Origin of the sequence: Priestia megaterium (assembly GCF_046599315.1) — a bacterium.
Taxonomy (GTDB): domain Bacteria; phylum Bacillota; class Bacilli; order Bacillales; family Bacillaceae_H; genus Priestia; species Priestia megaterium_F.
Map to the genome: position 1 here is coordinate 172355 of NZ_JBKIKC010000008.1, position 24391 is coordinate 196745.

Sequence of the window (24391 nt, forward strand, 5' to 3'; positions counted from 1 at the left end):
CATATGAAGAACTTGATATAAGGAAGTGAATGATTCGTGAGCAAAAACCGTTTTACTAAGTGGTTTCTATTGTCTTTAACGCTCTTTGCCTTAAGTACCGGCGCAATGTATTATATGCTGTATATATCGTACTGGGCGTATTCCATCAAGCTGTTTTTAATCGTGGTGCCTCTCTTTACATTATTATCGGTGGTTTTTGGTTCGTTGGTAATCATCAGTGAGCGCAAAAGAAAACGCGTATTTGAGCTACAAAATGAAGGAGGCGGTCCTAAAAATACGTTTATTCAAGGATTTTCCGAAATAACGGTAGGAGCAGGATGCATCTTACTATGCTTTTTTCTTTTTCTTTATTTTCTAATGGATTATTAAGTACATACAAAAAAGGCGAGCAGGCAGCTCGTCTTTTTATTTGGATCTTTCTAAAATATCTCGAACGCTTGCATAATCAAGCTCTTTATAAGTGCCAACACCTGGTTTTACAAAAGTCTTTTCGACAATGGCATCAAATTCACGGTCGTCAATATCATAGTCACGCAAACAGTTCGGGGCTCCTAAGTCATTCCAGAAAGTACGAAGCGCTTTTGCTCCTTCTATTGCTGTTTCTTCATCACTTTTCCCTTCTGGGTCAATGCCAAATACATTTACAGCCAATTGTTTTACACGAGAAGGATCTTCTTTTAGCACATGCTCCAGCCAATTAGGAAACAAGATAGCAAGTCCGCCTCCGTGAGGAATATCATACACGGCCGACAGAGCATGTTCAATACGATGAGTAGCCCAGTCTCCTCCATCCGTTCCGTTTGCCAAGCTTCCGTTAAACGCCGTCGTGCTAATATACATCATCGTTTCACGATACTTATAAGAAGTCAGATTCGTAAGAAGCTTAGGGCCTTCTTGTAGTGCCGTTCTTAGCAATGATTCAATAAAGCCGTCAATCATCGGCGTATTTTCTGTGCGATGAAAATAGTGTTCAAGCGCATGCGACATACTGTCAACAATTCCATAGACGGTTTGGTCGCGAGGCACTGAAAATGTGTACGCCGGGTCTAAGATAGAAAAGACGGGAAATACATAAGGAGACGTCCATCCTAGCTTCTCTTTTGTTTCCCAATTTGTGATCACAGAAGTTGAATTCATTTCAGATCCTGTCGCTGCAAGTGTTAATACCGTTCCAAAAGGAAGAGCATCTGTAATCTCTTCTTTACGTGTAATTAAGTCCCATGTATCTCCTTCATACACAGCTCCAGCTGCAATAGCTTTTGTACAATCGATTACACTTCCTCCCCCAACGGCTAAGAGAAAATCAATGTTTTCTTTTTTACATATGTCAACACCTTTAGCTACCGTAGTCAAACGAGGGTTAGGCTCCACACCAGGCAGCTCGTGAACAACTGCGTTAATAGACTGAAGTTGAGCTTTTACTTCGTCGTATACGCCATTTCGTTTGATACTTCCTCCTCCATATACTAACAAAACGTTTACTTGTTTATGATAAGAAGCAAGCTCTTGCGATAGCTTCGTAATTTGATTTTTGCCGAAGTATAATTTCGTAGGATTGTGCTGTAAAAATATATTCATGTTCTACACCTCTAGTTTTCAGTTCTTATAAAAAGTGTATCATGAAAGCAACTTCACCATTATTGAAGATTATCTATACCTATTATCAATATTTTTGATAACCTTTTTGTACAAGGGAAATAAATTGTTGAATGGGTGCTGTCAGCCATTTTTTCTTTTTAAATATGAGCTGTGAATAAAGATAAAATTCTTCATGTTCAAACGGGATTTTAATCAGTTTTCCGCTTTCAACCTCTTGTTTTACCGCTATTTCTGGTACAAGAGCAATACCTAAATTATCCGCTACGCACTGTTTAATCGCTTCAAGACTGCTAAATGAAATGACCGATTGCATATGAACACCGCTGCTGCGCATCATCTCTTCTAAAAGCGTGCGATAGGGGCAGCCGCTCTCGGTTAAAATGATAGTCTCCCTTTCAAACTCTTTCGTTACAACGTTGTTTCTTTCGCTAAAAGGATGAGAAGGCGAAGCAACCATAACCATGTTTTCTTTTCGAATAGGAATCACTTCTAAACTTGAAGATGGTTGAAGGCGATCAAGCAAAACGGCTACGTCATACTTTCCTTCAATAATTCCTTGTGTCAAATTTGGGCATAAACCCGCTTCTAGCATAATCTTTAAAGACGGGTGCTGCCTTTTTAATTCACGAATATACGGTGTAATAAAATAAGCGGCCAGCGACTCCACTGTTCCTATTGAAATCGTTCCTCTTGCATCTTCGTTTGTAGCAAGGCGCTCTTTTGCCTCATTTAATAATTCAGTTACTTGGTTCACATAATAAAGCAATTCTTCACCAGGCTGAGTCAGCTTCATTTTTTGTCCTGTTCGTTCAAATAGCTTTTGGCCGTAATGATCCTCTATTTTTTTTATATGAGTGGTAACGCTTGACTGAGCATACCCTAACTCTTCACCCGTTCGTGTATAGCTCCCCCACTTCGCTACTTCTTTGAATGTATATAAATAGTTAATATCCATGTGCTGCTCCTTATGTACCGCTGTTTTGTTTTGTTATCCATATGCTAAAGCTGTTCTAGTAATCAGAACCTATACGCAAATAGAATCACAGTACAGTATAAGCGAACTCGTTTTGCCAAGCAATTTTATCACCCCTAAAGTTTCTTTTTATATCAGGCAATTATGCCCTTTTTTGTTCATAGAATGAAAAACAAACCTATAAAAAGAAAGGGTGTATTTTGTGACAGCCTATAAAGAAGTATTATATAAAGGAAAACGCTTTGTACTGATTCACGTATATGATTCAGGATACTGTGAAATTCGCCCGATTAATCATTCTTTTAAAGTGGAACTTGTACGATTAGATGAGGTAGAAGAATGCGGATAACAGTTGGGAACGCAGCTAATACAGCTGCGTTTTTGTTTGGATGATAACCAAGTGGATGAGATAAAAATAGCTGAATTGGCTGGCCTTTTACACAATTTCTTCCTGTATACTTTGTAACTAAGGATATCCGCACTTATTTAATTTCTATACTTACCTGAGGTGATTACATGAAAAAAGGCTGGCTGGAATGGATATTATTGTCCGTTGCGTTAATTTGGGGAGCCAATTATACAATCGGAAAATTTGGAGTTGCTCATATGTCTTCCATCCAATTTAGCGCACTGCGTTTTATAATGGTTGCCCCTATTCTTTTGCTTATTACAAGAATAATAGAGCGCGGCATTCGTATTGAAAAAAAAGACTGGGGACGTTTAATAGCTGTTAGTATCGTAGGCGTTACTCTCTATCAGACGCTGTTTATGGTGTCTGTTAAGTATACGACAGCTACCAATGCTTCTTTACTTATTTCGATGTCTCCTATTTTCACAGGAATCTTAGCTATATTATATAAGCATGAAGCTTTTTCGTTAAAAACACAGCTAGGATCCGTGCTTGCTTTTTCCGGTGCTGCATGTGTGCTGCTGTTTGGTCACTCTAGTCATGCACTGTCACAGCTTGCATGGTTTGGAAATATCATGGGGATTGTGGCAGCCATCGCTTGGGGCTGGTACCCCATTTTAGCAAAACCTTTAGTCGTAAAGTATTCTGCTTTGCGTGTGACTGCTTGGTCTGCTTTAATCGGAGCTATTCCGCTTACCGTCTATTGTCTTTTTACCTATCAAACGCTTATATGGCCGACCGATATAGGCAGCTGGAGCTCTTTGGCATACTCTGTTCTGTTCGTAACTGTGTACGGACTGGTGATGTGGTATGTAGGGATTGGTAAAATCGGCTCTACAAAAGTAATGGTTTATATGTATGTCATTCCTTTGTTCGCCGTTATTTTTGCTGCTGTAACAATTGGAGAGACCATTAATGCTATGCAGCTGCTTGGAGGACTTATTATTTTTAGCGGTTTATATATTGTTAAAAAAGACCCTTCTCGAAAATCGGCTCTTAAACTTAAAAAAGCAAACTAAAAAGAGCCTAGGCTCTTTTTAGTTTGTATTCATGAGTGGTTTATATTGATTGTATACGCATTTAAATCCGTTTCGTTCGTAAAATAACTTTGCTTCGTCAGTATCTGTATATAGGATAAGGCTGTCGTAGTAGTTTTCTGCATAATAAACGACCTCTTTTAGAAGTCGCTTGCCTATACCCTTTCTCCGAAATTGAGCTGAAACATAAAACTTTCTTACTCTTCCAACGTTAGCATATTGACTGTAAAGATCTTGATTAAGGCCCGCTACGCCTGTTAATCTGCTTTGTTCACTGTAAACTCCCCACAATCTTTCGCTTATTTTATTAAATACGTTTCGACCATTTTTATACTCCGCTACTAGTTTGGTAAGAAAGAAAAAGCCTTCCTGCTAACTTTCTACTAGCAGCTCTTTCATATCACGCTCCGTAAGGTACGTTAGCCTGATAAATTTCATATATTCTCTTTCCCTTCAGCAGGTGTCTTGTCTATTTCGATAGAATACTTGTTATACACTAATGCTATTGTTCCTGTTAGAGCTGTTAACAGCAAAATGAAGCTTGAAAATAGATACAAACCTTACTCCAAGCAGATCGGCTACTGTACCCACAAATGCGATAGAAAGTATAAATACGGCTTGTACAAGAGTTAATTTTGCTGCTATTACTTTAGGAAGCATACCATTGCTGCAGGTATTTTGATAGATCGTTTCCTGCGCTACGTCTCGAAGCTGATAGGCGGGACCCATCATTATCAGAAGTACTAAAGCTAGATACGGGTTCGTTACTAGGCCGTAAAAGCCGGTGAAAACAGCATAGCCAATTGAGCCTGCAAACATAAAAAGCAAAAGCCTCCCTTTTATCACAGAAGACATTCAATACACAATAATTCCCCCGACTATGCTTCCGAAATACTACGCAATGTTTATGTACCCCCATCACGCTTCTCCTTTTTCAAGCACTTCTTTCACAAAAGCAAGAGTAATAGCGCCAATCCAAATCGTTCCAACGAGTGATTCAATTATATCCATTATAACGAGTGCTCTGATGCGTTTATGTATTCATAAAAAGTGCTATCCTTCCATTAGTTTTGCTGCGCTTCGCTTTTGTGTTTGTTTATATGCATTAGCTTCTTTTATAAACAGTAAGCAAACAAACGAGATCAATAGAAGAACTGCCGTTATAAATAGAGACTAAGTGACTCCCGTTAAGGATAAAATGAAACCACCAAGCGACCACCCTGCAAATAGAAAGGTTTGGTCAATTGTTGAAAGTATGCTGTTTGCCTGCATTCTTTGATGTTTACTTACTAAGCTGCGCACGACTGACGTTTTGAAAATGGAAAACAAGCCGTTAAAAAAAGAGATGATTCCAATAATGATAAAACACATCGTTAGTACTGTAGCTGTAAATTCTTGTGTGAGTAGCACATACAATCCAACAAGCATTCCTATCTGCATAACTTGAACAGACCGCATAATGTGAATGGATTTATATGTATCAGCTAGCAAAGGTACGCTAAGGCTACTTAGAAGCCTAGCAATTAAGCTTGTCATTGTAATCATCGAAGCAAGAGTTGTTGAACCGGTGTTTTGCTTTATATAGGAAGTGACAGCCATTGTATAAAGAACAAAACCTAAATTTGTTGTTGCTTGACTTGCTACTAAAAAATAAAAACGTTGAGTCAATTCTTTTCCCCTTTCTGTTGGGAGTAATATGCAAAAAAAGAATACATTTCTATTAATTTTTACCTTTAAACTATAACACTATTTGACGAAGTCCAAAATTATCTATAATTTAGTAGATGGAGGTTTTTTATGTTTAAATATAGTTTTCTTATTGTTCTTATTGCTTTTTTACTTATTAACTTTAACGGCCAGGAAAATCAAATTGTGGGAGGCAGAATTAAAAAAGAACGCAGTGAGTTTTTTTGGGGAGAATACGATAGCTTTACAGGTCGCTACTCTCGGAGCATTAAACTCAAAAAAGGCGTAACCTACGCTTTTACACTATCTAAAAGTACCAAAAGCGGAGACCTCTCTCTGTATGTTGAGGATCCAAGACGTACACGTTTCTTTGAAATGACCAATAACTCTCTTTATCTAACCCCTGAAAAAACGAGAAGATATCGTATTAACTTTATAGGCTCTGAGCATAAAGGCTCTTTTCAACTTCATTGGCAAAGCAGCATTCAAAAAGAGAATGAAAAGTCTGTTTAATACCATGCGCTTTAGATAACGCGTAAACGAGGAGGAATGGTTTATGATTATTAATCAAGCTGTCCTTTACACTCATCTACTGGACGAAATGAAAGATTTTTACGTAAACTCTCTAGATTTCCCATTAACCGCCGCTTCAGCTCATTCGTTTTCTATTAAGGTTGGGGAAAGTGAGCTAACTTTTAAAGAAAGTTCTCTACATACAAAGCCCTTTTACCATTTTGCTTTTAATGTTCCAGCAAATCACTTCATAGAAGCAAAACAATGGGCTGCTCAGCGAGTTTTCCTTAATACAGAAGAGGAAAAAGACGAGGTTTACTTTGAAGCATTTAATGCTCATTCGTTTTATTTTGAAGATCCTGCTCATAATATTGTTGAATACATTTCAAGACATTCGGACTGCCCACCATCCAACGATCCCTTTTCTTCTAGGTCGCTTTTAAGTATAGGAGAAATTAATTTGACAACGCCTCATGTCCGCTCTGTAGGGACACAGCTTATGAACTCAGGTATCCCTGTGCGTAACAATAGGCTATTAAATGAGACCTTTAACTTTTTAGGAAGCGGAAGTGCGTTTTTTCTTGTAGGGACGCCTAAAAGACGGTGGTTTTTTTCGAACCGAGACTCTGAAGTTCATCCATTAATGGTAAAGGTAAATCATTCTTTAGCAGTTTCGCTCGATGAAAAGGGAAAGTTGAAGATCACGAAGTAAATGATTGTTTTTTAATAAAGCCATGTGACAAGCGAATTTGTTACGTGGCTATTTTTGTGCAAATCTTAGCTCATACTCCCCTATAGGTTTTGTAGATAGCCATCGATGTCTTTTTTATTCATGAGCATAAAAATCTTGCAATCCTCTTCATTTCTAAGCTTTTCAAACCGATTTTTCATCTCTTTTTGCCGCTTTCTGTACGTAGTGAGAATAAACGCCAAAAATGGCCAATCTACTTTTTCAGGGCATCCTTTTGCCATATCTTCGCGCGTTTTTCCTGCATATATAATCCTTCGCTTTATTACTCGGTACAAACATACGATTAGGGGGAGCTCTAAATAAATAATGGTATCTGCATGCTTCACTCGAAAGTCATACGAATTGCTGTAGTTTCCGTCGATAATCCAGCTGTCTTTTCTTACAATATGCTCCTGCAATTCTCTAAAATTATCACTGTCTCTTTCTATCCAGCCTGGCTGCCAATACAAGCTGTCTAAATGATATACTTCTATATCAAGCTTTCTCCCTAATTTTTTAGCAAATGTCGACTTTCCTACCCCAGGAGAAACACCCATTACGAGTACTCTTTTCATCTCATCACCTTACCTTTTTAAGAAATAAAGCTGATTGCAGAGAAGGCTGTTAATTGTTTATAGCTGATTCGATGTAATTGGTATATTTAAAGCAGGTTCATGTCAGCACCTTTATTTATGTAATTTCAGACAACATATAAACATTCATCATAAAATTCTGTATTCCTTCTTGCTTTATAGTAAATAGGTTGCTTTTATCAATCGTTTCCTTTACCTTAAATGTGAGTATATAAAAGTAAGGTGAAAAAAATGAATGCATCTATGTTAAAGAGATTTTTACGAAACCTCGGTATTTTTATTTATATTGTCATCGCAGCGATTAATATTTACTTAACGAGAAATGACTTAGGCGATATGCTTACCCGCCTTGTGCTGCTGACTATTTTACTTCCTTTGTTTTTTAGTTTTGTGTATGCGTTAGGAAAATCACATTTTAAAAGACAAGAAGAGCTAGCTGACCAAGAGAAGAAAGAAGAGTAAAAAAGCCTTTTTTAGAGGGGGATTCCCCTTTCTAAAAGGCTTTTTACTCTTTTTTATATACCTGAACATTAACTAAATCAGGATTAACGTGATACTGCTTGGCAATTTGATTTACGATTTGCTGAATTTCCCTCTTTTTATGGGAAGAAAAGTGTTCAAGCGGCAGAAATACCAGAATTTGAGCTTCTGCATAGTCATTCAACACTCTAACTTCTTGAAAACCACGCTGCGTTAAAACAGCTTTTAACGCTTTTTCAAAGTCTGTGCTTTCTTTTGGAACAGATATGGAAGATTGATCATAAGAAAATAGCGAAATCTCTTTCTCCTCAGGCTTTGTGTACACCGCCCAAGCAGTTGTAAGCAATGTGACAACAATACCAGCATTTAATATCCACACTTTCATACCATGAACGCTCCTTTTAATCGAGTTTGTTCATGATATGAAAAAATTCATTCGTTCATGCGTTATCTTCCTAGCCATCCTCCATCTACAGCAAGTAAGTGCCCGTGAATATAAGCAGACGCATCCGATGCTAAAAAGATAACGGCTCCTTTAAAATCATCAGCTTGCCCCCATCTACCTGCGGGAATACGTTCAATGATTTGCCTGCTGCGTGTTTCATCATTAATAAGTGCTTCATTCATATCGGTTGCAATATACCCTGGTACAATTCCATTAACATTTACGCCTTTTGCTGCCCATTCGTTAGACAAAGCCTTTGTAAGCTGGGCCACTCCACCTTTTGCTGCGGCATAAGCTGGAACGGTAATGCCTCCTTGGTAAGAAAGCAGAGATGCCATGTTAATGATTTTACCGCTTCCTTGTTTAAGCATGTGCCGGCCCGCTTGCTGACATAATAACCATACCGTTTTTAGATTGACATTCATAACAGCATCCCAATCTTCTTCTGCAAAGTCTACAGCAGGTGAACGCCTTTGAATTCCTGCGTTGTTCACTAAAATGTCGAGCTTTCCAAAATGAGCAACAACGGATGAAATCGCTTCGCTTACTTCAGAAGCATTTTGTAGATCACAGTTAACAATAAAACAAGTTCTTCCAAGACGTTCAATTTCTTCTTTTACTCCAAGAAATTCTTTTGATCGCTGCAACAAAGCGATAGCCGCTCCTGCTTCTGCCAAAGCAATCGCCATTGATCTTCCAATTCCTCTCGTTGCTCCCGTAATCGCTGCTACTTTACCATCTAAAGAAAACAAATCGACTGTCATTGTTCATTCTCCTCTCCGTTTGGTGCAAATAAAATTTTAAGTGATTCGTCAGACCGCTGCATAAACTCAAACCCCGCTTGAATATCTTCAAGAGGCAGCCTATGGGAAATTTGAGAATCTGCTGCTATTTCACCGCTTGCCAATAAATCAATAGCCGTCTGAAAATCTTCCCTTGTATAGCATCTCGTTGTAGTTAATGAAATTTCTTTAAAGTGCATCGCTGCTAAATCTACTTCCGGAGCGCTTTTGTATACGCTCACCACAACAACCTCTCCTTGAATACGGCTTGTTTCAATCATTTGCTTTGCTGTAATTTGATTTCCAGCTACTTCAAATACAACATCTGCACCGACATCGTTCGTAAGCAAACGTACTTCTTTTACTACGTCTTTTTTCGTTGCATCAATTGGTACAAAGCCAAGTTCTTTTGCTTTAGTTAAGCGATAAGAGCTAATATCTGAAATCATTACTTTTTTTGCTCCTGCTCGTTTCACGATCATGGCAATCAGCAGTCCAATAGGCCCTGCCCCTAAAATGACAGCTTGGTCCCCGACTTTCAACCGCGAGCGTCGTACTGTATGTACAGCAACCGCTACAGGTTCTGCTAGAGCTGCGTGTGCGCTAGACAGTTTGTTTGGCAAAGGGTGAAGACGATGCACTGGAACAGATACATACTGCGCAAATCCTCCATCTTGATCAATGCCAATTAGTTTTAGCTTCTTACAAACATGAAACTGTCCTCTTATACAGGCTTCACACGTTCCGCAGCTAAGCGTAGGTTCAACTGCTATGCGGTCACCTAGAGAAAATTCCGCTTCCCCTTGGATCTCCTCTACAACTCCGCTGAACTCATGTCCCATAATAAGTGGTGCTTGTGCTCTAGGGTGTTTTCCAAAATAAATCATCATATCCGTTCCACAAATTCCAGCATGAGACACCTTTACAAGCGCTTCTCCTTCTTCTATGACCGGTTTCTCTTTCTGCTGCATAACGGCTTTTGTTTTTGAAACGTAGACACCTGCTTTCATTTCCTCATCCCCTTTGTGTACTTGTCGACAAGTAAAAAAGAAAAGGTTCAAAAATACTTTGAATCTTTTATCCCCTTTTTTATGCTTCGTTCACAAGTGAAGCTGTTATCGTATTTCGCGTATCTTCAAAATGACGTTTCACTTCATCTTGAATACGTTCTATATTTTGAGACTTTAATGCCTTAATCATTTCATGATGCTGTTCAATCAGTGGCATAACAGCTTCTTTATCATCTCGAAATCTTTTTTCAGTGGTAATTAAAAGAGCAGCTAAAATAATTTCACGGATACTTTCCCATAATCTTAATATCCGCTTGTGGCCTGCTTCAATAATCACGAGCTCATGAAACCGCAAATCTTGATAAGCAAATTGTACATAGTCATCGTATTTAGTTGCCATGTTCATTTGATCAATGCTTTGCTCAAGCTTTGTAATAAGCGACTCATGATTGACTTCAGATAAACGTTCTAAGACAAAATGTTCTAGAAGCAGACGAACATCGTACAGCTCGTGTAAATCCCTCGTTGTTAAACCAATCACAACTGCTCCCATTCGCTGTAAGTCAATGAGCCCTTTGTAAACGTTTTCTTTATGCGGATGTATATTTTTACAATGGTTTCTTACACTAAGAACTACTGATAAATGAAAGGTGGGAAGATGAATGAATCAAATGATATTATGGGGGATTCTTGTTATTCCATGGTTTTTACTGCTGCTGCTTGATAAACAGCGTGTTAAACGTTTTTTTACTGTAGGATTATTTGCTGCATTAATGATGACAATCGTCTATCAAATAGCGGAAAAAATGCACTGGTGGACGGTTCAAGAAAACGTATTTTTTCTTACTAACATGGGAGCCACGATTTATTGCCTTCATATTGTTATTACTATCTTTGTCTTTTACCTTACATATCCTGGATTTATTTTGTATATGATTGTTAACATTATTTTAGATTTGATTCATGGTTATGTCATCGTTCCTTTTCTCGCTAAAATTGGTCTTTATAATCTGTATGAAATCAGTCATTTTGGACTTTTCCTTGTCATGACTGCCGTAGCCATTATCATTTACTTGTTCCAACGGCTGCTTGACTTTATATTTGGAGAAAGCAGTGTGTAAAAAGCCATAGCGAATGCTATGGCTTTTTACTCAATAGAAAAATGGAATGACCGTATCTCCGCGAATCGGTTCAATAGCTGTATGAAACTTAATCCGCAAACTTTTTGAAGTTTCTATGTCAGAGGCATCCATGACGTGAAAATGAACGTGTGGCTCGGATGAATTCCCGGAATTCCCACATCTTCCAAGCAACGTTCCTTTACGAACTATGTCTCCTTTTTTTACAAAAACCGATCCTTTCTTCAAATGTGCAAGCACACTATATTCTTTCCCTTTATGCTCAATGATAACGTAATTTCCCAAAGGACTTTTTTTATTTGTTTGTCCGATTTCATTATCTTCTTGGTCACCAACTGCTGCAAAGACAACTCCTTCAAGCGGAGCTACAACCTTTTTTCCATATGCATAGTAATCTTCGTTTTTCATTCCCTCATTTTTATAACTTTGCTTTCCTTTTCGCACAACTAAATCATATGCATATCTTTGGTTTTCAACTGGATAGTGATAGTTCAATGCCTCATGCTCTCCTCCCCAATAGACAAACCACTCACTTTGAATTGGCATCGTATATTTGTTTGTACTCCAACGACCTCTATCTGAAAATGATTCTATAGGCATAAGCACAAGTGCTTGAATAATGTTATGTTCATCAAACATAACGCTGATTGCTTTTGTCTGCATAGAATTTAACCAAATAAACTGCTCAATTTGAGGAGTTAAATCGAGATTTGTTTCTAGTCTATAGAACTGTTCTCCTTGATTAAACAATTTGCCCTGCTCCAAAAATTGCTGAAGCGAAACTTGATGTTTAAATTCTTCGCTTACACAAGCATAAAGCTTCTTAAAATTCCCTTCTGCAAATAAAGTGCCAAACTTTTCTCTGATGTTCACTTTTTTCTCTGTACCCATCATTGTAATCCACCCTTTTATATGTATTTCAATTGTTTGAATTATCTATAAGTAATACGTTTATCTTATAAAAAGGTTTCATTTTCCAATTATTTTATGTAAAGTCTTCTTCTGTGCTGTATTTACAATTTTCTCAATCCATTTTATATTGTTTTTACAAATATTTGAAAGGAGGTGCAGCATGATGAAAATAACGTTAATTAAGAGAATCAAGCTGCGCCAAGTAAGTATTTTCGGCGCTTAGCATTTAAGGAGATTATACAATGAAAGTAGCATTAGTACGTCATTACAAAGTAAACAAAGGGCTTCCAGAAAACCACCGCTTATCTACCGATGAACTAGTGACTTGGTTTCAGGAATATGATGAATCAGATATTACGTACGGAGAGACTGATTTGAACAATATTGAATGGAAACGCTGTTTTTCAAGCGATATGCCGCGTGCACACAAAACGGCAAAACATATTTATAAACAAGAGATTACTTTTCTTCCTGAACTTAGAGAAATACCTATGCCTATTATTCCATTAAAATTTAAACTTTCTTTTATCCTATGGGTATTGCTTTTTCGCTTGTCCGGACTCCTCAACAAACAAGCTCGTAAAGATATGGCTGAGACTAAGAGAAAAGTAGCAGCAGTGCTAGATCGCGCTATTTCTGAGTCAGAAGACGATTTGCTGATTGTCAGTCACGGAGGCGTCATGAAATTTATGCGCAAAGAACTTATAAAACGTGGTTTTAAAGGGCCTCGGTTTGATATTGCTGTTAACGGGAAGCTATACCTTTTTGAAAAGTAATAAAATCAATTATAAGAAAAGCCGCAGAGAATGTTCTCTGCAGCTTTTTAATATTTATTTTCTTCAATTGCTAACGCTTCTCGCAGAGCAATATCCCTGCGGATATTATGAGCGATTTCACGCGTAATTTCTCCTTTTTCATAAAGCTCTTGTACGGTTTCACGCTCCGTATGAAATGCCTTATAGCATAAGTCCCGTGTTGCTTTTTCCCGCTTGCGTGAATTATACTCGGTGTTTTCCCTGCGGAGTCTTGCCATTGAGCGATGATATTCACTAATAATTGCAAGAGCGACCATACGGTTTTCGTCATTTATATTTTCTTTGATAACTTTTGTTGCTTCTTCAATCATTTGAATGCGTACTTTATTCACTTTACGTCTTCTGCGCAGGCTTTGTTTTCTTAATGCTTGCTTATTTGGAGAAAAGATTCGCACTAATAATAATAAAACCTTCTTGAAACGCATCCAGCTCACCATTAGTTTATAACGTACACGGTTCGTTACAGCAATTTCAAGCTTATGCGTATATTCTAAGCAAATATACGCTGTTTCCCGATCAATTTTTTCTTCTTTTAATAACCTTTCAACAAGCTTTTCTTTCGCTTGAAGCGCCATTAATCGAATTTTTTCTTCTTTCTTTTTGTTTTGAGATTCTTCTAGAGGATGCGTTTTAACAATAATATTATTAATCGTTGTATTATACGTTGAAATGAGTGCGAGCGCTGCCCCTCGATTATCCTCTGTCATTTCTCTTTTTAGACGCTGTATCGCCGCTTTGTGTACTTTAATTCGAGCTTTGATTTCCTTGGTGTTACGTTCAGGCTTTTCCGGCCTCGTTTTTGTTTTGGCAATAATCGGCAAAAGAATACTCGCCAGAATGAGCGTTAACAAAATCACACCTGCGGCTAGAAAAATAATAAGCGAACGGTCAGGAAAATCACTTCCATTATCAAGTGTATAAGGAATTGAAAATGCTCCAGCTAGCGTAACGGCTCCTCGTACACCCGAAACCGTGATAATGCCAATTGCTCTAGGCTCAGGCTTTAAATTCTTGTTATTTTTGTAATACCATCCTACTGACCACGACACCATTACCCAAATGAATCGTAGCACAAGCAAAAAGACGGTAATAATCAGAATATAAAGAAGCACTTGCCCATTGTTAAAGTTTGGATCTTGAATGATTGCTTTTGCCACTTTTGGCACTTGAAGACCAAGCAGCACAAAAACCAAGCCATTTAATAGATATAAAATAACGGTCCAGGTACTTTTTGATACTACTTTAAGCTGCTGATTAGGCGATTCTTCTCGGTCCCGTTCAATTGCATGCACAACCCCGCCTGCTACTACAGCTAAGATTCCTGACAAATGAAAATGCTCAGCAATATAAAAGATGACAAACGGAGTTAGGATTTGAATTAGCATATGAATCGTAATATCTTCCATTCCTAAACCTCGGACAAGTACGCGCAGTCTGATAATTAAAAAAGCAATAAATGCTCCTACAAACAAACCGCCCAGCGCTACCCAAAGGAACTGAAAGGTAGCATCTACTATCGAAAAGACGCCCGTCACAGTAGCGGCTACTGCTACTTGGAACGCTACAAGACCAGAGGCATCATTCATCAGCCCCTCGCCTTCAAGCAAATGCATAATTCGCTTAGGCAGCTTTACTCGGCTCGCCATAGCACCAACTGCCACTACATCTGTTGGGGATAAAATAGCGGCTAGGGCAAATGCGGCCGGGAGTGGAATAGACGGTATCAGCCAATTAATCAGATATCCCCCTGCTGCTACCGTTACAAATACAAGGCCCAGCGCTAGTAATAAAATAGGTGTACGAAGCTTCCAAAGAGCAGCTCTTGACACGTTTTTCCCATCATTAAATAATAGCGGGGCAATAAATAAAATAAAAAATAGATCAGGTTCTAAATGTACGTCTCCACCGAACGGCAAGATAGCAAGCCCTGCTCCCAAAGCTATTTGAACTAATGGAACAGGAATAAATGGCACGAAATGATTAATGATATTAGATAGACCAATCAAAGCCAATAATACTAATATCGTCAGAAAAAATCCCATAAAAACAATCGACTCCTACTTCTATTTACATCCTTTTACAGGTATCATGTTATCTCTTTTCATTCATTTTATAGTGTTTAGTTTACGCTTTTTCTGCCAAAAAATGTTGCAGGCTATTAAAAAGTACTCTTTCTTTTCCATAAGTTTATTTCTACCGACATTAAGGGAACAGTATACATGACATTCTTTATTTACCATATAAATCAGCTCATCAAACTTTTATAAGGGAGGTGTTCCCTTATCCGTTTCAACGGAGTAAGGAGATAAATTTGGAAACAGCAAATGTCATTTTATTCATTGTATTAATCGTATTAACAGCCTTTTTTGTTGCAACGGAGTTTGCCGTCATTAGGGTACGGTCAACTAGAATCGATCAGTTAATTGAAGAAGGAAACCGGAACGCTTTAGCAGCAAAAAAAGTAGTATCGAATTTAGATGGCTATCTTTCAGCGACACAGCTAGGCATTACGGTTACCGCACTTGGCCTGGGCTGGATAGGTGAACCTACCGTAGGGCATTTATTAGAGCCGCTTATTGACATGCTTCCTTTTGCTACATCACTTTCGCATGTGATATCGTTTGTTCTTGCTTTTTCCATTGTCACATTTTTAAATGTAGTAGCTGGGGAACTTGCGCCCAAAACAGTAGCAATTCAAAAAGCTGAACAAGTGACGCTGTTATTTTCTCGTCCTCTTATCCTTTTTTCTAAGTTACTTTATCCGTTTATTTGGCTTTTAAACCACTCAGCAAGAGGCGTTGTCGGATTATTTGGGCTGAAGCCAGCTTCTGAAAATGAAGTAGCTCACAGTGAAGAAGAGCTTAGAATTATTTTATCCGAAAGCTATGAGAGCGGTGAGATTAATCAATCGGAATTTAAGTTTATGAATAATATCTTTGAATTCGACAACCGAACGGCTAAAGAAATCATGGTGCCTCGTACAGAGATTGTTAGCGTATCAGCAGATGAAACGATAGAAGAATTCTTAAAAATGGCTAAAGTAGAGCAATACACTCGCTACCCAGTAGTTGTAGATGGAAACAAAGATCAAGTGGTAGGATTGGTTAATATTAAAGAAATATTGGCAGATTATATAAAAGAAGATGATATCAAACCACGTACCGTACAAACATATATGAAACCCATCATTCAAGTCATTGATTCCATCGCTATCTATGACTTATTGCTTAAAATTCAAAAAGACAGAATTCACATGGCCATCTTAATAGACGAGTACGGAGGAACAACAGGTCTTGTCACAGTAGAAGACATTTTAGAAGAAATTGTTGGTGAAATTCGTGATGAATTTGATGATGATGAAATACCGGACGTACACAAAATCAATGAAAATCACTATATGCTAGATGCAAAGGTGTTAATTGAAGAAGTGAATGATTTACTTGGAACAGATATTGAACAAGAAGATGTTGATACCATTGGAGGCTGGATGCTGACCGAAAAATTTGATTTAGCTAAAGGTGATAGCATCACACACGAAAATTTTTCATTCAAAGTCATTGATATTGAACATCACCATATCAAACGAATCGAAATAACGAAGGAAAAAAGTACGGATAACAGCTGATTATCCGTACTTTTTTTGATGCTCTTTTTTCAATTGCAAGTACGCTTTATTCTCTCGCACCTCCTTCCATTTTTCCATAAAAATAGCCGCTGATTCTGCTTTTTGTTCATCAATTTGCCGTTCGTTCCGCTCTCCATCTTTGCTGTATTTCTTTCCACCTTTGTAGTTCGCGTAGCGCCTAGATCGCGTGTAGCCCATTTGGAGAAATTTTCGGGCCATGTCCATTCCAACAAAATCGTTTTTTTCTTTGTAAGTTAAAAAAGGCTGATAGATGGTGTCCGCGGATTCCTCAGCAATTTCAGGTGTTCGAAAGCGCCAGTGAGGAAGAATTTCACTTTTATATGGCTCAACGAGGAGAACTCCTTGTTCGCCTTTTCCAACTCTATATTTTTCAGGATGTTTTCTAAAATCGATATGCTCAAAATCAAGTGAATAATCAAATGTCACGGTTCTTCCTTCCTTTTTAATCTCTACCCTTTACAAATAAATGACAAAACTTTTCTTACAGAAGTTTCTCATATACAGATGCGGGTAATAATAGGGGATACGGATGACTAATCTTTTTCTCCATGCTAAAAGAAGGCCGAACTTATTAAAACATCATACGAGAGATTTCTATTAAATTCGCCATTATAGAAAAGGAAATATTTCAGTGATGTCTGCTGTCATTAAGGCATTAACCGTACTCGCTAAAACAAATCGCTCTGCCATTAGAAGCGATGTATGGATGTTTTCTTCCTATATCGTAGAAGGGCTTAGAAAATAAGAATGGTTGAAAATAGACAAAGAGGTTCTCAATCAGCTCCTAAAAACCTCGCAGCAGATTGTGAAAAAATGCGATTCTATGCTGATAGAATAAAAACAAAAAACGCCGCTCATCAGCTGAACAGCTTTTTCTTACGATATAAAGCGCTCTATCTCTTCTCTCTTTTTTACGATGACAAGTTTGTCATTATATGACGTACGCGGGATATGCAAAATTTCATGTCTACTTTGCTTTTCGAAATCCGCATTCCATTGAAACATTTTAATAAAAATAGAAAACGTCGGCGCATAATTCGCTTTTTCTATTTTAGCTTTTTGCAAGACGTATCTTTTTATAATAAACCCTATTCTTTTGAAATAATAGGTGTCTAGAAAAACAATATGATCAGCTCTATTAAAACTTTCATTCACCCACGTATAGTGTACGCCTTCTATGATCCATTCTTTTGAAGATACAATATGATGTAAGCACTTTTTTCTTGCTGCTTTACTTCTTCTTTGATCTCCCTCTTTTGTTCGTTTCTACATCATATTATCAAGTTCATAGTGAGGAACTTTTAATCTACGGGATAATACACGAGAAAGAGTCATTTTTCCACTTCCAACCAATTCAACGATATGTATTTTTTTACATTGAACGCTTTGAATACTTCATCTCCTCCTACTTCAAACCTGTTTTTTACACATATTGTATAATTCAAGCTCTTTTTCTCTAATGCAAACCAGAGCGTTTTATGCTAGTATTTTATGGGACTTAACTGAAAAAAGGAGTGGAATCACGGTGCCTAAAACCTTTTTTGGAAAACTTACGTTGTTTTGGATTGGATTATTTTTATTTATTATAGGTCTATATTTTTATTATGAATATACAAATCAAGGGTTCACCGCTGCAGATTTATTCTTTCGCGTCTCTCCTCCTTTAGCTGCTATTGGCTTCCTTTTAAGCGCAGCCGGACTATATGAAGAACGAGGAAAAAATAAGCTAATTCCTTTTGTTGTACTCATTATTAGTTTCATTATGCTCTGTCAAGCAGGCTACCATTTTATACATGTGCATACTCCACCGCCACGTCCCTGACTTTGTCTGCCACTCATTTATAAAAAAGCTCTTCGTTTAGTACACTAAACGAAGAGCTTTACTCTTTATTCAAATAAACGCACAAGCTTTTTTGTATAGGGGTGCCTGTTTTTGTCAAATAGCTTTGCACGTTCAAATTGATCAATGAACTCGCCTTGCTGCATAACCATCATGCGACTGCTCATAAATTTCACTGCTGCTAAATCATGCGAAATAAATAGATAAGATAGCTGAAACGTTTCCTGCAAATCTTTTAACAAATTTAAAATCTTTGCTTGTACCGTAACGTCAAGGCTCGCTGTTGGTTCGTCTAGTAGCACTAGAGACGGACCTACGCTAATAGCACGCGCAATTGCTACACGCTGAAGCTGTCCGCCGCTGAGTTCATGAGGATAACTCAGCGCATATTCTGCGTTGAGCCCGACTTTTTCTAACAAGTAAAAAGAGATTTCTTTTTCACTCCTGCTCACATGAGATAAAAATGAAGGAATAATGCGCTGCTGACGCAAAGGCTCGAGCAAAGAATCGATGATTTTTACTTTCGGATTAAAAGAAGCCGCAGGGTTTTGAAACACAACTTGCATACCCAGACGAGCTTGCTGCAGTTTTTTTCCTTTTAACCTATGAAGAGGTTTCTCTGCAAACCATACTTCTCCCTGCTGAATTTCTGTTAACCTTAGCATGCTTTTTACAAGCGTACTTTTTCCGCTTCCACTTTCTCCGACAATTCCTACACATTCCCCTTTATCGATGTGCAGAGAAACATTATTTAGCGCTTTGACGTCCTTATACTGTTTCACAAGCTGTGTGACGCGTAATATACTTTTTTCTTTCATATTTTACTCCTATATCAACACTTTTTTATGCGTATCTAACAATCGTTCAGGCGTTTTCTGTAAAGAAGGAATGGCGTTAAACAATTTTTTTGTATAAAAGTGCTGCGGAGCATGAAGCAGAGATTCGATACTGTTTTCTTCCACGATTTCTCCTGCTAGCATAATAGCTGCTCGGTCTGCATATTTCCGGACATGACGCAAATCATGGGTAATAAATAAAATGGCACAACCTGCTTCTTCTTTCAGCTTATGCAGTAGCTGAAGAACTTCAGCTGCTGCCACGCTATCTAAAGCAGTAGTTGGTTCATCTGCGATAATCAAGGCAGGTTTCAGCATCAACGCTAAAGCAATTGCTGCTCGCTGAAGCTGTCCTCCGCTCAGCTGAGAAGCATAGCTTTTATACACCCGTTCATTAGGTAAATTCACAGCTTTTAGAGCCTGAAAAATAGCAGCTTTCCTTTCTTTTTTAGACAGCTTACTATGTGTACGAATCGTTTCATCGAACTGCTTTCCAATTGTTAAAAAAGGAGTAAATGCGCTTCGATAATCTTGAAAGATATACGAAATATCTTTTCCAAGGATAGGCTCGTCATAAGAAGCTCTTCCTTGCCGATTAAAGGTAATACAACCTCCTTTAAGCATTACGCCTGAAGGCAGCAGTCCTCCTATCGAAGCAGCAGTGATACTTTTCCCGCTTCCGCTTTCTCCAACGAGCGCCATCCATTTTCCTTGTTCGATTGTAAGAGACACATCTTTTACAATTTGTTTTTTTTTATTATGAATGGCTAGATGTTTTATTTCTAAAACGATGACCATCACCTCTTTTATCGGTTAATTTGATATTTCCCTCGAATATATTCGCCTAAAGCTGTAAACGTCAGCACAAACAAAATAATCGCTGCGCCTGGTATGAACATTAGCTGCGGAGCATTGTAAAAGTAAGCTCTGCCTTCATTTAGCATCGTTCCCCATTCCGGAGTAGGAGGCTGAGTTCCTAGTCCAATATAGGATAATGAAGCCATCATTAAAATAATTTTCCCTATATCAAGCGTAGCAAGAACAAGAATATGTCCCCCCACATGGGGAAGAAAATGGCGCAGGATTAAATGAAATGTTCCTACTCCGTTTAATTTAGCGATCAGCACATATTCTTTTGACTTTTCTTGAAGCACAATACTGCGCACTACTCTTGCATAACTAACCCACTTTACAATAACCATCGCCGCAATTAAATTGAATAATCCAGGCCCTAAAAGCCCGCTTAAGACGATGGCTGCAATATAATCAGGAAAAGCTAAAAAAGCATCTACAATTCTCATTAAAAAACGATCGATTTTTCCTCCAATATATCCTGAAACTAACCCAACAGGCACTCCAACCAAAAGAGAAAGAGCTAAGACAAGAAAACTAGTCCCAATCGTAGTCTGAGCTCCAGCTATGATTCGTGAAAAAAGATCTCTGCCTAAGTGATCAGTCCCTAGCCAATGATAACCGCTGGCTTTTTGAAGCCGATCTTGCATGTTGACTTGTGTAGGATCTGTTTGGGTTAGATGACTTCCAAACAGACAAAATAAAATAAGCGCAATACCACACACGCTTATCACTACAAAAGGAAGCTGCGGCTTTTTCACGTTTTATCCCCTCCCTTTACATAGAGCTGGGGATTTACATATTTATAGCTCAAATCTACAAGTGAATTAATTAAAACAACAAACAGGCCCATCCATAAAATATATCCTTGAATCACAGGATAATCACGATTCATAATCGCATCAATGACTAATTTTCCAATGCCAGGATAGGCAAAAAGTACTTCAATAATGACCGTTCCTCCAAGTAAACTGCCTAAGCTCGTCCCTAAAATGGTAAGAAGTGGTGTTAAGCTATACCGGAACGCGTGGAAAATAAAAATGCGGCTTTCACTTATTCCTCTTGCTCGAGCGGATCTTACAAAATCTTGTTTCAATCCTTCTAACAGACTAGCTCTAATCATTCGCATATACACAGCGGACATGGCAAAACCAAGCGTTAAAGAAGGCAGCACAAGATGAGCTGCTGTTCCTGTTCCCATTGAAGGAAGCCATTGAAGACGTACAGAGAACAGCTGTATAAACAAAAGGCCGAGCCAGAAGCTTGGAATAGATGCTCCAATTAAAGAAATACTTCTGCTGAGATAATCAATCCACTTATTTGGATACAGTGCTGATAGCGTCCCGAGCGGCACAGCTATTAACAGCATCACAACCAAAGATGCAGCCGTTAATCGCAGCGTAGCAGGAAACTTCTCCACCAATTCATCGATGACAGGTTCTTTTGTCATATACGAAGATCCTAAATCAAACTGAAAAAAGCGCTTCAGCCACTTCACATATTGAATATATACAGGTTCGTTAAATCCTAGCTCTGTTCTCAAGTCATTCATCTGTTCCTCAGAAACTGCCACGTCGTCTACGCGAAGCATTTGCTTGACGGGATCTCCTGGAGCTAGTTTCATTAAAACAAAGCTGAGAAACGATAGTATCATTAAAAAGATGAGTAATTCTATTATTCTTTTACCAATTAATTTCATATCTACTTCACATCTAAATCCTTTGTTATAACATAGTATTCACTTTTTGTTGTGACCCAATTTTTCACATTTTCTCTGTAGGCCACAAAATTATTCGGATGAACAATTGAAGAGTGTAGCGTTTCCTTTTCCACTATTTCTCCTGCTTGCCTCGCTAACTTATTGCGTTGTGTTTGATCAACCGTTTTATTAAGTTCATTGATACTGGAAGTTAATGCAGGTTCATGAAAATGCCCCACATTAAATGCTCCTCCCTCCATATAAAGAGCATTAAAGAAATATCCTGCATCTCCTCTAGGCGCCGTTACTAGACTATATGTAACTATTCCCCAATCATCTTTTGTTGTCATATACTCGTCCATGTTTTCAACCTGTTGAATATCTATTTTTACGCCAATCTTTTTTGCTTCTGATTGAAGCATTTGTGACATTAAAGGCAGTTCTGGACGATAAGGATATGTAACAAGCTTAAAGGAAAGCTGTTTTCCATTTTTTATCGCTTTTCCATCCTTGAGTGTATAACCGGCTTTTTCTAAATATTTTTGAGCTTCACTTGGTCCATAGAGTTTAGTTTTTTGATCGTTCGAAAAATCTAAACTCTCTAAAAATGGACCTTTTGCTGGTGACCCTTGACCTGCAAGCGCTGTGTCGACAACATCTTTTGGATTTAATAATACATCGAATGCTTTTCTTACGTTTTTATCTTTAAACGCTTCTTGCCTTGAATTATAGAAAAGCATTTGATTTCTGAGACTTGGCTGTATATCTACTACAATTGAAGAATCCTGTTTTAATGTGTTTAAACTTTCAATAGCCGGACGGTACACAATATCGACTTCACCCGATTGTAAAGCGGACGTTCGTGTATTTTCATCATCATTAAATGTTAACACAACTTCATCTAATTTTGGTTCTCCACCCCAGTATTCTTTGTATTTTTTTACTTTCATTGAATTATCCGGTTTAAACGAAGCTACCTCAAATGGCCCTGTTCCCACTGGTTTATTTTTTATATCTGAAGCATCAGCATCAATAATTGCTGTGTTTGGATGAATAAGTTCAGAAGGCAGCGTGGCAAGCGGCTCTTTTGTTGTAATGGTTAAGATTTGGCCACTGGCTTTCATTTCTTTAATTTTAAGGACACTTTTCATTGCTTCGCTTTCTTTTATCGTTCTTTCTAATGAATGTTTCACGGCTTCAGCATTCAGAACTTTGCCATTTTGAAATGTAATCCCTTCTCTAATTTCAAATACCCAGGTCGTCCCATTATCTTCCGTTTTCCATTTTTTTGAAAGCCACGGTTCAATCTGTAGTTGTTCATTCACTTTTACTAGCGTCTCGGCAATTCCCGCTCGTACAGTTGTATAATTTAACTGTGGATCGAGCGTGTCGCTTGGAAAATTCGATACAAAAGTAAGTGATTTCTTTCCGCTCTTTTCTTCCGTACTCGCTGAGTTACCCGTACATGCCGCTAGCATACCTATCGTAACAAGCATTAGGCACAGCAGACTTATCTTTTTTCTCATGTAAACCCCTCCTTTATCCAAAATTATCTTTTTTATGTACTGTCTCTAAATATAATTTGCCTCCTTTAAATCGTAACGATTATTATTATCATGAAAAGTTTAATTTGTTTACCTTACTTTGTCAACAAAGGTTTTTAAAGGATAAAGACGCTATAATACCCGCTTTCACTCGTTATGGTAATCGAATTTATTGATAACGCATACAAATGAGCATAAAAAAACAAAGCTCTCTTCAGGCTTTGTTTATACAGCGTGTTTTTTTCTTTTATATTTCCACATCATATATCGATAACGAATCGTGCAGCCTATACAATATCCCATCAGCGCTACACCCGCAGCAAGAATCACCATTATACTAAATACATAGCCAACAAACGTATAACCAAGTAAAAATGAAATGAAAGCAATCCCAATACATATCGTTGCAATCCATTGATTAAAAAACTGCTGATCACGGTCTTCCATCTGATAAGAAGAAATGGGCTTTTTGAGAAGCTTTTTTCCTGCCATAATTATGGGATTACGCTTTGTTGCAAGTGTGACTACTCCAACGAGAAAAGGCAAAAGTAAAAGCCACTTTGCCGCAAGTAAGGCCAGCAAAACCGTTATAATGATAAAGAATTGATTAAGCTGAACTAATGGTTTTGGAATGCTCATGGAGTTCCTCCTTTTTAAAACCTATTATACAAATTGGTTTACTAATTTAAAAGAAAAAACACTCCAAATGAGCGATAAGACTCATATAAAAAAACTACATAATTTCACTAACGTACTTTAAAATCAGTATCGCAAATAAAATAAAGACAACGTATCGTAAAGAACGAATTCGACGTTGAAGAAGACGCTTTACATGCCTTTTATTACGCATA

The 24391-nt window shown here is 37.9% G+C and carries 29 protein-coding genes; 10 read left to right on the plus strand and 19 right to left on the minus strand.

Annotation, left to right across the window (positions count from 1 at the left end; all coding sequences use genetic code 11):
- Nucleotides 1-36 precede the first annotated feature (36 nt).
- Nucleotides 37-369, plus strand: a complete 333-nt coding sequence (locus ACLHDF_RS21395; RefSeq protein WP_413920636.1) for a hypothetical protein — start codon at nt 37-39, stop codon at nt 367-369.
- A 36-nt stretch (nt 370-405) separates the two neighbouring features.
- Here the strand turns inward: ACLHDF_RS21395 and ACLHDF_RS21400 are convergent, their stop codons facing one another.
- Together ACLHDF_RS21400 and ACLHDF_RS21405 are read right to left on the minus strand one after the other, a co-directional pair.
- Nucleotides 406-1578 (minus strand): iron-containing alcohol dehydrogenase, encoded by a 1173-nt coding sequence (locus ACLHDF_RS21400; protein WP_413920637.1) that lies wholly within the window; start codon nt 1576-1578, stop codon nt 406-408.
- 85 nt (nt 1579-1663) lie between these two features.
- Entirely contained in the window at nt 1664-2554 is an 891-nt protein-coding gene (locus ACLHDF_RS21405; RefSeq protein WP_413920638.1) for a LysR family transcriptional regulator, read from the minus strand.
- Nucleotides 2555-2774: 220 nt separating this feature from the next.
- Here ACLHDF_RS21405 and ACLHDF_RS21410 point away from each other — a divergent pair, with 220 nt between their 5' ends.
- Together ACLHDF_RS21410 and ACLHDF_RS21415 are read left to right on the plus strand one after the other, a co-directional pair.
- Nucleotides 2775-2921: a hypothetical protein gene (locus tag ACLHDF_RS21410; RefSeq protein ID WP_165351754.1), complete on the plus strand. Its 147-nt coding sequence runs from the start codon at nt 2775-2777 to the stop codon at nt 2919-2921.
- Nucleotides 2922-3088: 167 nt separating this feature from the next.
- Nucleotides 3089-4000 (plus strand): DMT family transporter, encoded by a 912-nt coding sequence (locus ACLHDF_RS21415; protein WP_413920639.1) that lies wholly within the window; start codon nt 3089-3091, stop codon nt 3998-4000.
- Between the two features lie 18 nt (nt 4001-4018).
- Here ACLHDF_RS21415 and ACLHDF_RS21420 read toward each other — a convergent pair whose 3' ends face one another.
- From ACLHDF_RS21420 to ACLHDF_RS21430, 3 genes are all read right to left on the minus strand, one after another.
- On the minus strand, nt 4019-4309 hold the full coding sequence (locus tag ACLHDF_RS21420) for a GNAT family N-acetyltransferase (protein WP_413920640.1): 291 nt from the start codon (nt 4307-4309) through the stop codon (nt 4019-4021).
- A gap of 198 nt (nt 4310-4507) precedes the next feature.
- A complete protein-coding gene (locus ACLHDF_RS21425) occupies nt 4508-4837 on the minus strand; it encodes a hypothetical protein (protein WP_413920641.1) in 330 nt (109 codons plus the stop codon).
- 354 nt (nt 4838-5191) lie between these two features.
- The gene (locus ACLHDF_RS21430) at nt 5192-5686 is read right to left on the minus strand and encodes a hypothetical protein (protein WP_413920642.1); all 495 of its coding nucleotides are present in this window, start codon (nt 5684-5686) and stop codon (nt 5192-5194) included.
- A gap of 129 nt (nt 5687-5815) precedes the next feature.
- On the opposite strand from ACLHDF_RS21430, the gene ACLHDF_RS21435 reads away from it, so the two are divergent.
- Nucleotides 5816-6217 (plus strand): hypothetical protein, encoded by a 402-nt coding sequence (locus ACLHDF_RS21435; protein ID WP_413920643.1) that lies wholly within the window; start codon nt 5816-5818, stop codon nt 6215-6217.
- 43 nt (nt 6218-6260) lie between these two features.
- On the plus strand, nt 6261-6929 hold the full coding sequence (locus ACLHDF_RS21440) for a VOC family protein (protein ID WP_413920644.1): 669 nt from the start codon (nt 6261-6263) through the stop codon (nt 6927-6929).
- Nucleotides 6930-7009: 80 nt separating this feature from the next.
- Here the strand turns inward: ACLHDF_RS21440 and ACLHDF_RS21445 are convergent, their stop codons facing one another.
- Entirely contained in the window at nt 7010-7522 is a 513-nt protein-coding gene (locus tag ACLHDF_RS21445; protein WP_413920645.1) for a topology modulation protein, read from the minus strand.
- Between the two features lie 249 nt (nt 7523-7771).
- Here ACLHDF_RS21445 and ACLHDF_RS21450 point away from each other — a divergent pair, with 249 nt between their 5' ends.
- The gene (locus tag ACLHDF_RS21450) at nt 7772-8002 is read left to right on the plus strand and encodes a hypothetical protein (protein WP_413920646.1); all 231 of its coding nucleotides are present in this window, start codon (nt 7772-7774) and stop codon (nt 8000-8002) included.
- Nucleotides 8003-8045: 43 nt separating this feature from the next.
- Here the strand turns inward: ACLHDF_RS21450 and ACLHDF_RS21455 are convergent, their stop codons facing one another.
- The 4 genes from ACLHDF_RS21455 to ACLHDF_RS21470 form a co-directional block, all read right to left on the minus strand.
- Nucleotides 8046-8405, minus strand: coding sequence for a hypothetical protein (locus tag ACLHDF_RS21455; protein WP_413920647.1), 360 nt, complete (start codon nt 8403-8405; stop codon nt 8046-8048).
- A 62-nt stretch (nt 8406-8467) separates the two neighbouring features.
- Nucleotides 8468-9229, minus strand: a complete 762-nt coding sequence (locus ACLHDF_RS21460) for a glucose 1-dehydrogenase (protein ID WP_413920648.1) — start codon at nt 9227-9229, stop codon at nt 8468-8470.
- Nucleotides 9226-10257, minus strand: a complete 1032-nt coding sequence (locus tag ACLHDF_RS21465; RefSeq protein WP_413920649.1) for a zinc-dependent alcohol dehydrogenase — start codon at nt 10255-10257, stop codon at nt 9226-9228. The genes ACLHDF_RS21460 and ACLHDF_RS21465 overlap by 4 nt, the downstream gene beginning before the upstream one ends.
- A gap of 79 nt (nt 10258-10336) precedes the next feature.
- Entirely contained in the window at nt 10337-10798 is a 462-nt protein-coding gene (locus ACLHDF_RS21470; RefSeq protein ID WP_413920650.1) for an FCD domain-containing protein, read from the minus strand.
- A gap of 121 nt (nt 10799-10919) precedes the next feature.
- Between ACLHDF_RS21470 and ACLHDF_RS21475 the strand changes: the two genes are divergently transcribed.
- Nucleotides 10920-11378 (plus strand): hypothetical protein, encoded by a 459-nt coding sequence (locus tag ACLHDF_RS21475; protein ID WP_413920651.1) that lies wholly within the window; start codon nt 10920-10922, stop codon nt 11376-11378.
- Between the two features lie 30 nt (nt 11379-11408).
- Here ACLHDF_RS21475 and ACLHDF_RS21480 read toward each other — a convergent pair whose 3' ends face one another.
- Nucleotides 11409-12287 carry a M23 family metallopeptidase gene (locus ACLHDF_RS21480; protein ID WP_413920652.1) on the minus strand — a complete coding sequence of 293 codons (879 nt, stop codon included), beginning with the start codon at nt 12285-12287 and terminating at the stop codon, nt 11409-11411.
- Nucleotides 12288-12550: 263 nt separating this feature from the next.
- On the opposite strand from ACLHDF_RS21480, the gene ACLHDF_RS21485 reads away from it, so the two are divergent.
- Nucleotides 12551-13084, plus strand: a complete 534-nt coding sequence (locus ACLHDF_RS21485) for a histidine phosphatase family protein (protein ID WP_413920653.1) — start codon at nt 12551-12553, stop codon at nt 13082-13084.
- Between the two features lie 47 nt (nt 13085-13131).
- Here the strand turns inward: ACLHDF_RS21485 and ACLHDF_RS21490 are convergent, their stop codons facing one another.
- On the minus strand, nt 13132-15165 hold the full coding sequence (locus ACLHDF_RS21490) for a Na+/H+ antiporter (RefSeq protein WP_413920654.1): 2034 nt from the start codon (nt 15163-15165) through the stop codon (nt 13132-13134).
- 269 nt (nt 15166-15434) lie between these two features.
- On the opposite strand from ACLHDF_RS21490, the gene ACLHDF_RS21495 reads away from it, so the two are divergent.
- Nucleotides 15435-16748 carry a hemolysin family protein gene (locus ACLHDF_RS21495; RefSeq protein ID WP_413920655.1) on the plus strand — a complete coding sequence of 438 codons (1314 nt, stop codon included), beginning with the start codon at nt 15435-15437 and terminating at the stop codon, nt 16746-16748.
- Here the strand turns inward: ACLHDF_RS21495 and ACLHDF_RS21500 are convergent, their stop codons facing one another.
- Nucleotides 16749-17195, minus strand: a complete 447-nt coding sequence (locus ACLHDF_RS21500) for a DUF4385 domain-containing protein (protein WP_413920656.1) — start codon at nt 17193-17195, stop codon at nt 16749-16751.
- A 1099-nt stretch (nt 17196-18294) separates the two neighbouring features.
- Here ACLHDF_RS21500 and ACLHDF_RS21505 point away from each other — a divergent pair.
- Nucleotides 18295-18591 (plus strand): hypothetical protein, encoded by a 297-nt coding sequence (locus tag ACLHDF_RS21505; protein ID WP_413920657.1) that lies wholly within the window; start codon nt 18295-18297, stop codon nt 18589-18591.
- Nucleotides 18592-18656: 65 nt separating this feature from the next.
- Here the strand turns inward: ACLHDF_RS21505 and ACLHDF_RS21510 are convergent, their stop codons facing one another.
- From ACLHDF_RS21510 to ACLHDF_RS21535, 6 genes are all read right to left on the minus strand, one after another.
- Nucleotides 18657-19427 (minus strand): ABC transporter ATP-binding protein, encoded by a 771-nt coding sequence (locus ACLHDF_RS21510; RefSeq protein WP_413920658.1) that lies wholly within the window; start codon nt 19425-19427, stop codon nt 18657-18659.
- Between the two features lie 9 nt (nt 19428-19436).
- Nucleotides 19437-20246, minus strand: coding sequence for an ABC transporter ATP-binding protein (locus tag ACLHDF_RS21515; RefSeq protein ID WP_413920659.1), 810 nt, complete (start codon nt 20244-20246; stop codon nt 19437-19439).
- A gap of 5 nt (nt 20247-20251) precedes the next feature.
- A complete protein-coding gene (gene nikC / locus ACLHDF_RS21520) occupies nt 20252-21058 on the minus strand; it encodes a nickel transporter permease (protein WP_413920660.1) in 807 nt (268 codons plus the stop codon).
- Nucleotides 21055-21996 carry a nickel ABC transporter permease gene (gene nikB / locus ACLHDF_RS21525; protein WP_413920661.1) on the minus strand — a complete coding sequence of 314 codons (942 nt, stop codon included), beginning with the start codon at nt 21994-21996 and terminating at the stop codon, nt 21055-21057. Before nikB ends, nikC begins: the two co-directional genes overlap by 4 nt.
- 2 nt (nt 21997-21998) lie before the next feature.
- The gene (nikA, locus tag ACLHDF_RS21530) at nt 21999-23522 is read right to left on the minus strand and encodes a nickel ABC transporter substrate-binding protein (RefSeq protein ID WP_413920662.1); all 1524 of its coding nucleotides are present in this window, start codon (nt 23520-23522) and stop codon (nt 21999-22001) included.
- Nucleotides 23523-23765: 243 nt separating this feature from the next.
- Nucleotides 23766-24179: a DUF4395 domain-containing protein gene (locus tag ACLHDF_RS21535; RefSeq protein WP_413920663.1), complete on the minus strand. Its 414-nt coding sequence runs from the start codon at nt 24177-24179 to the stop codon at nt 23766-23768.
- Nucleotides 24180-24391: the final 212 nt, after the last annotated feature.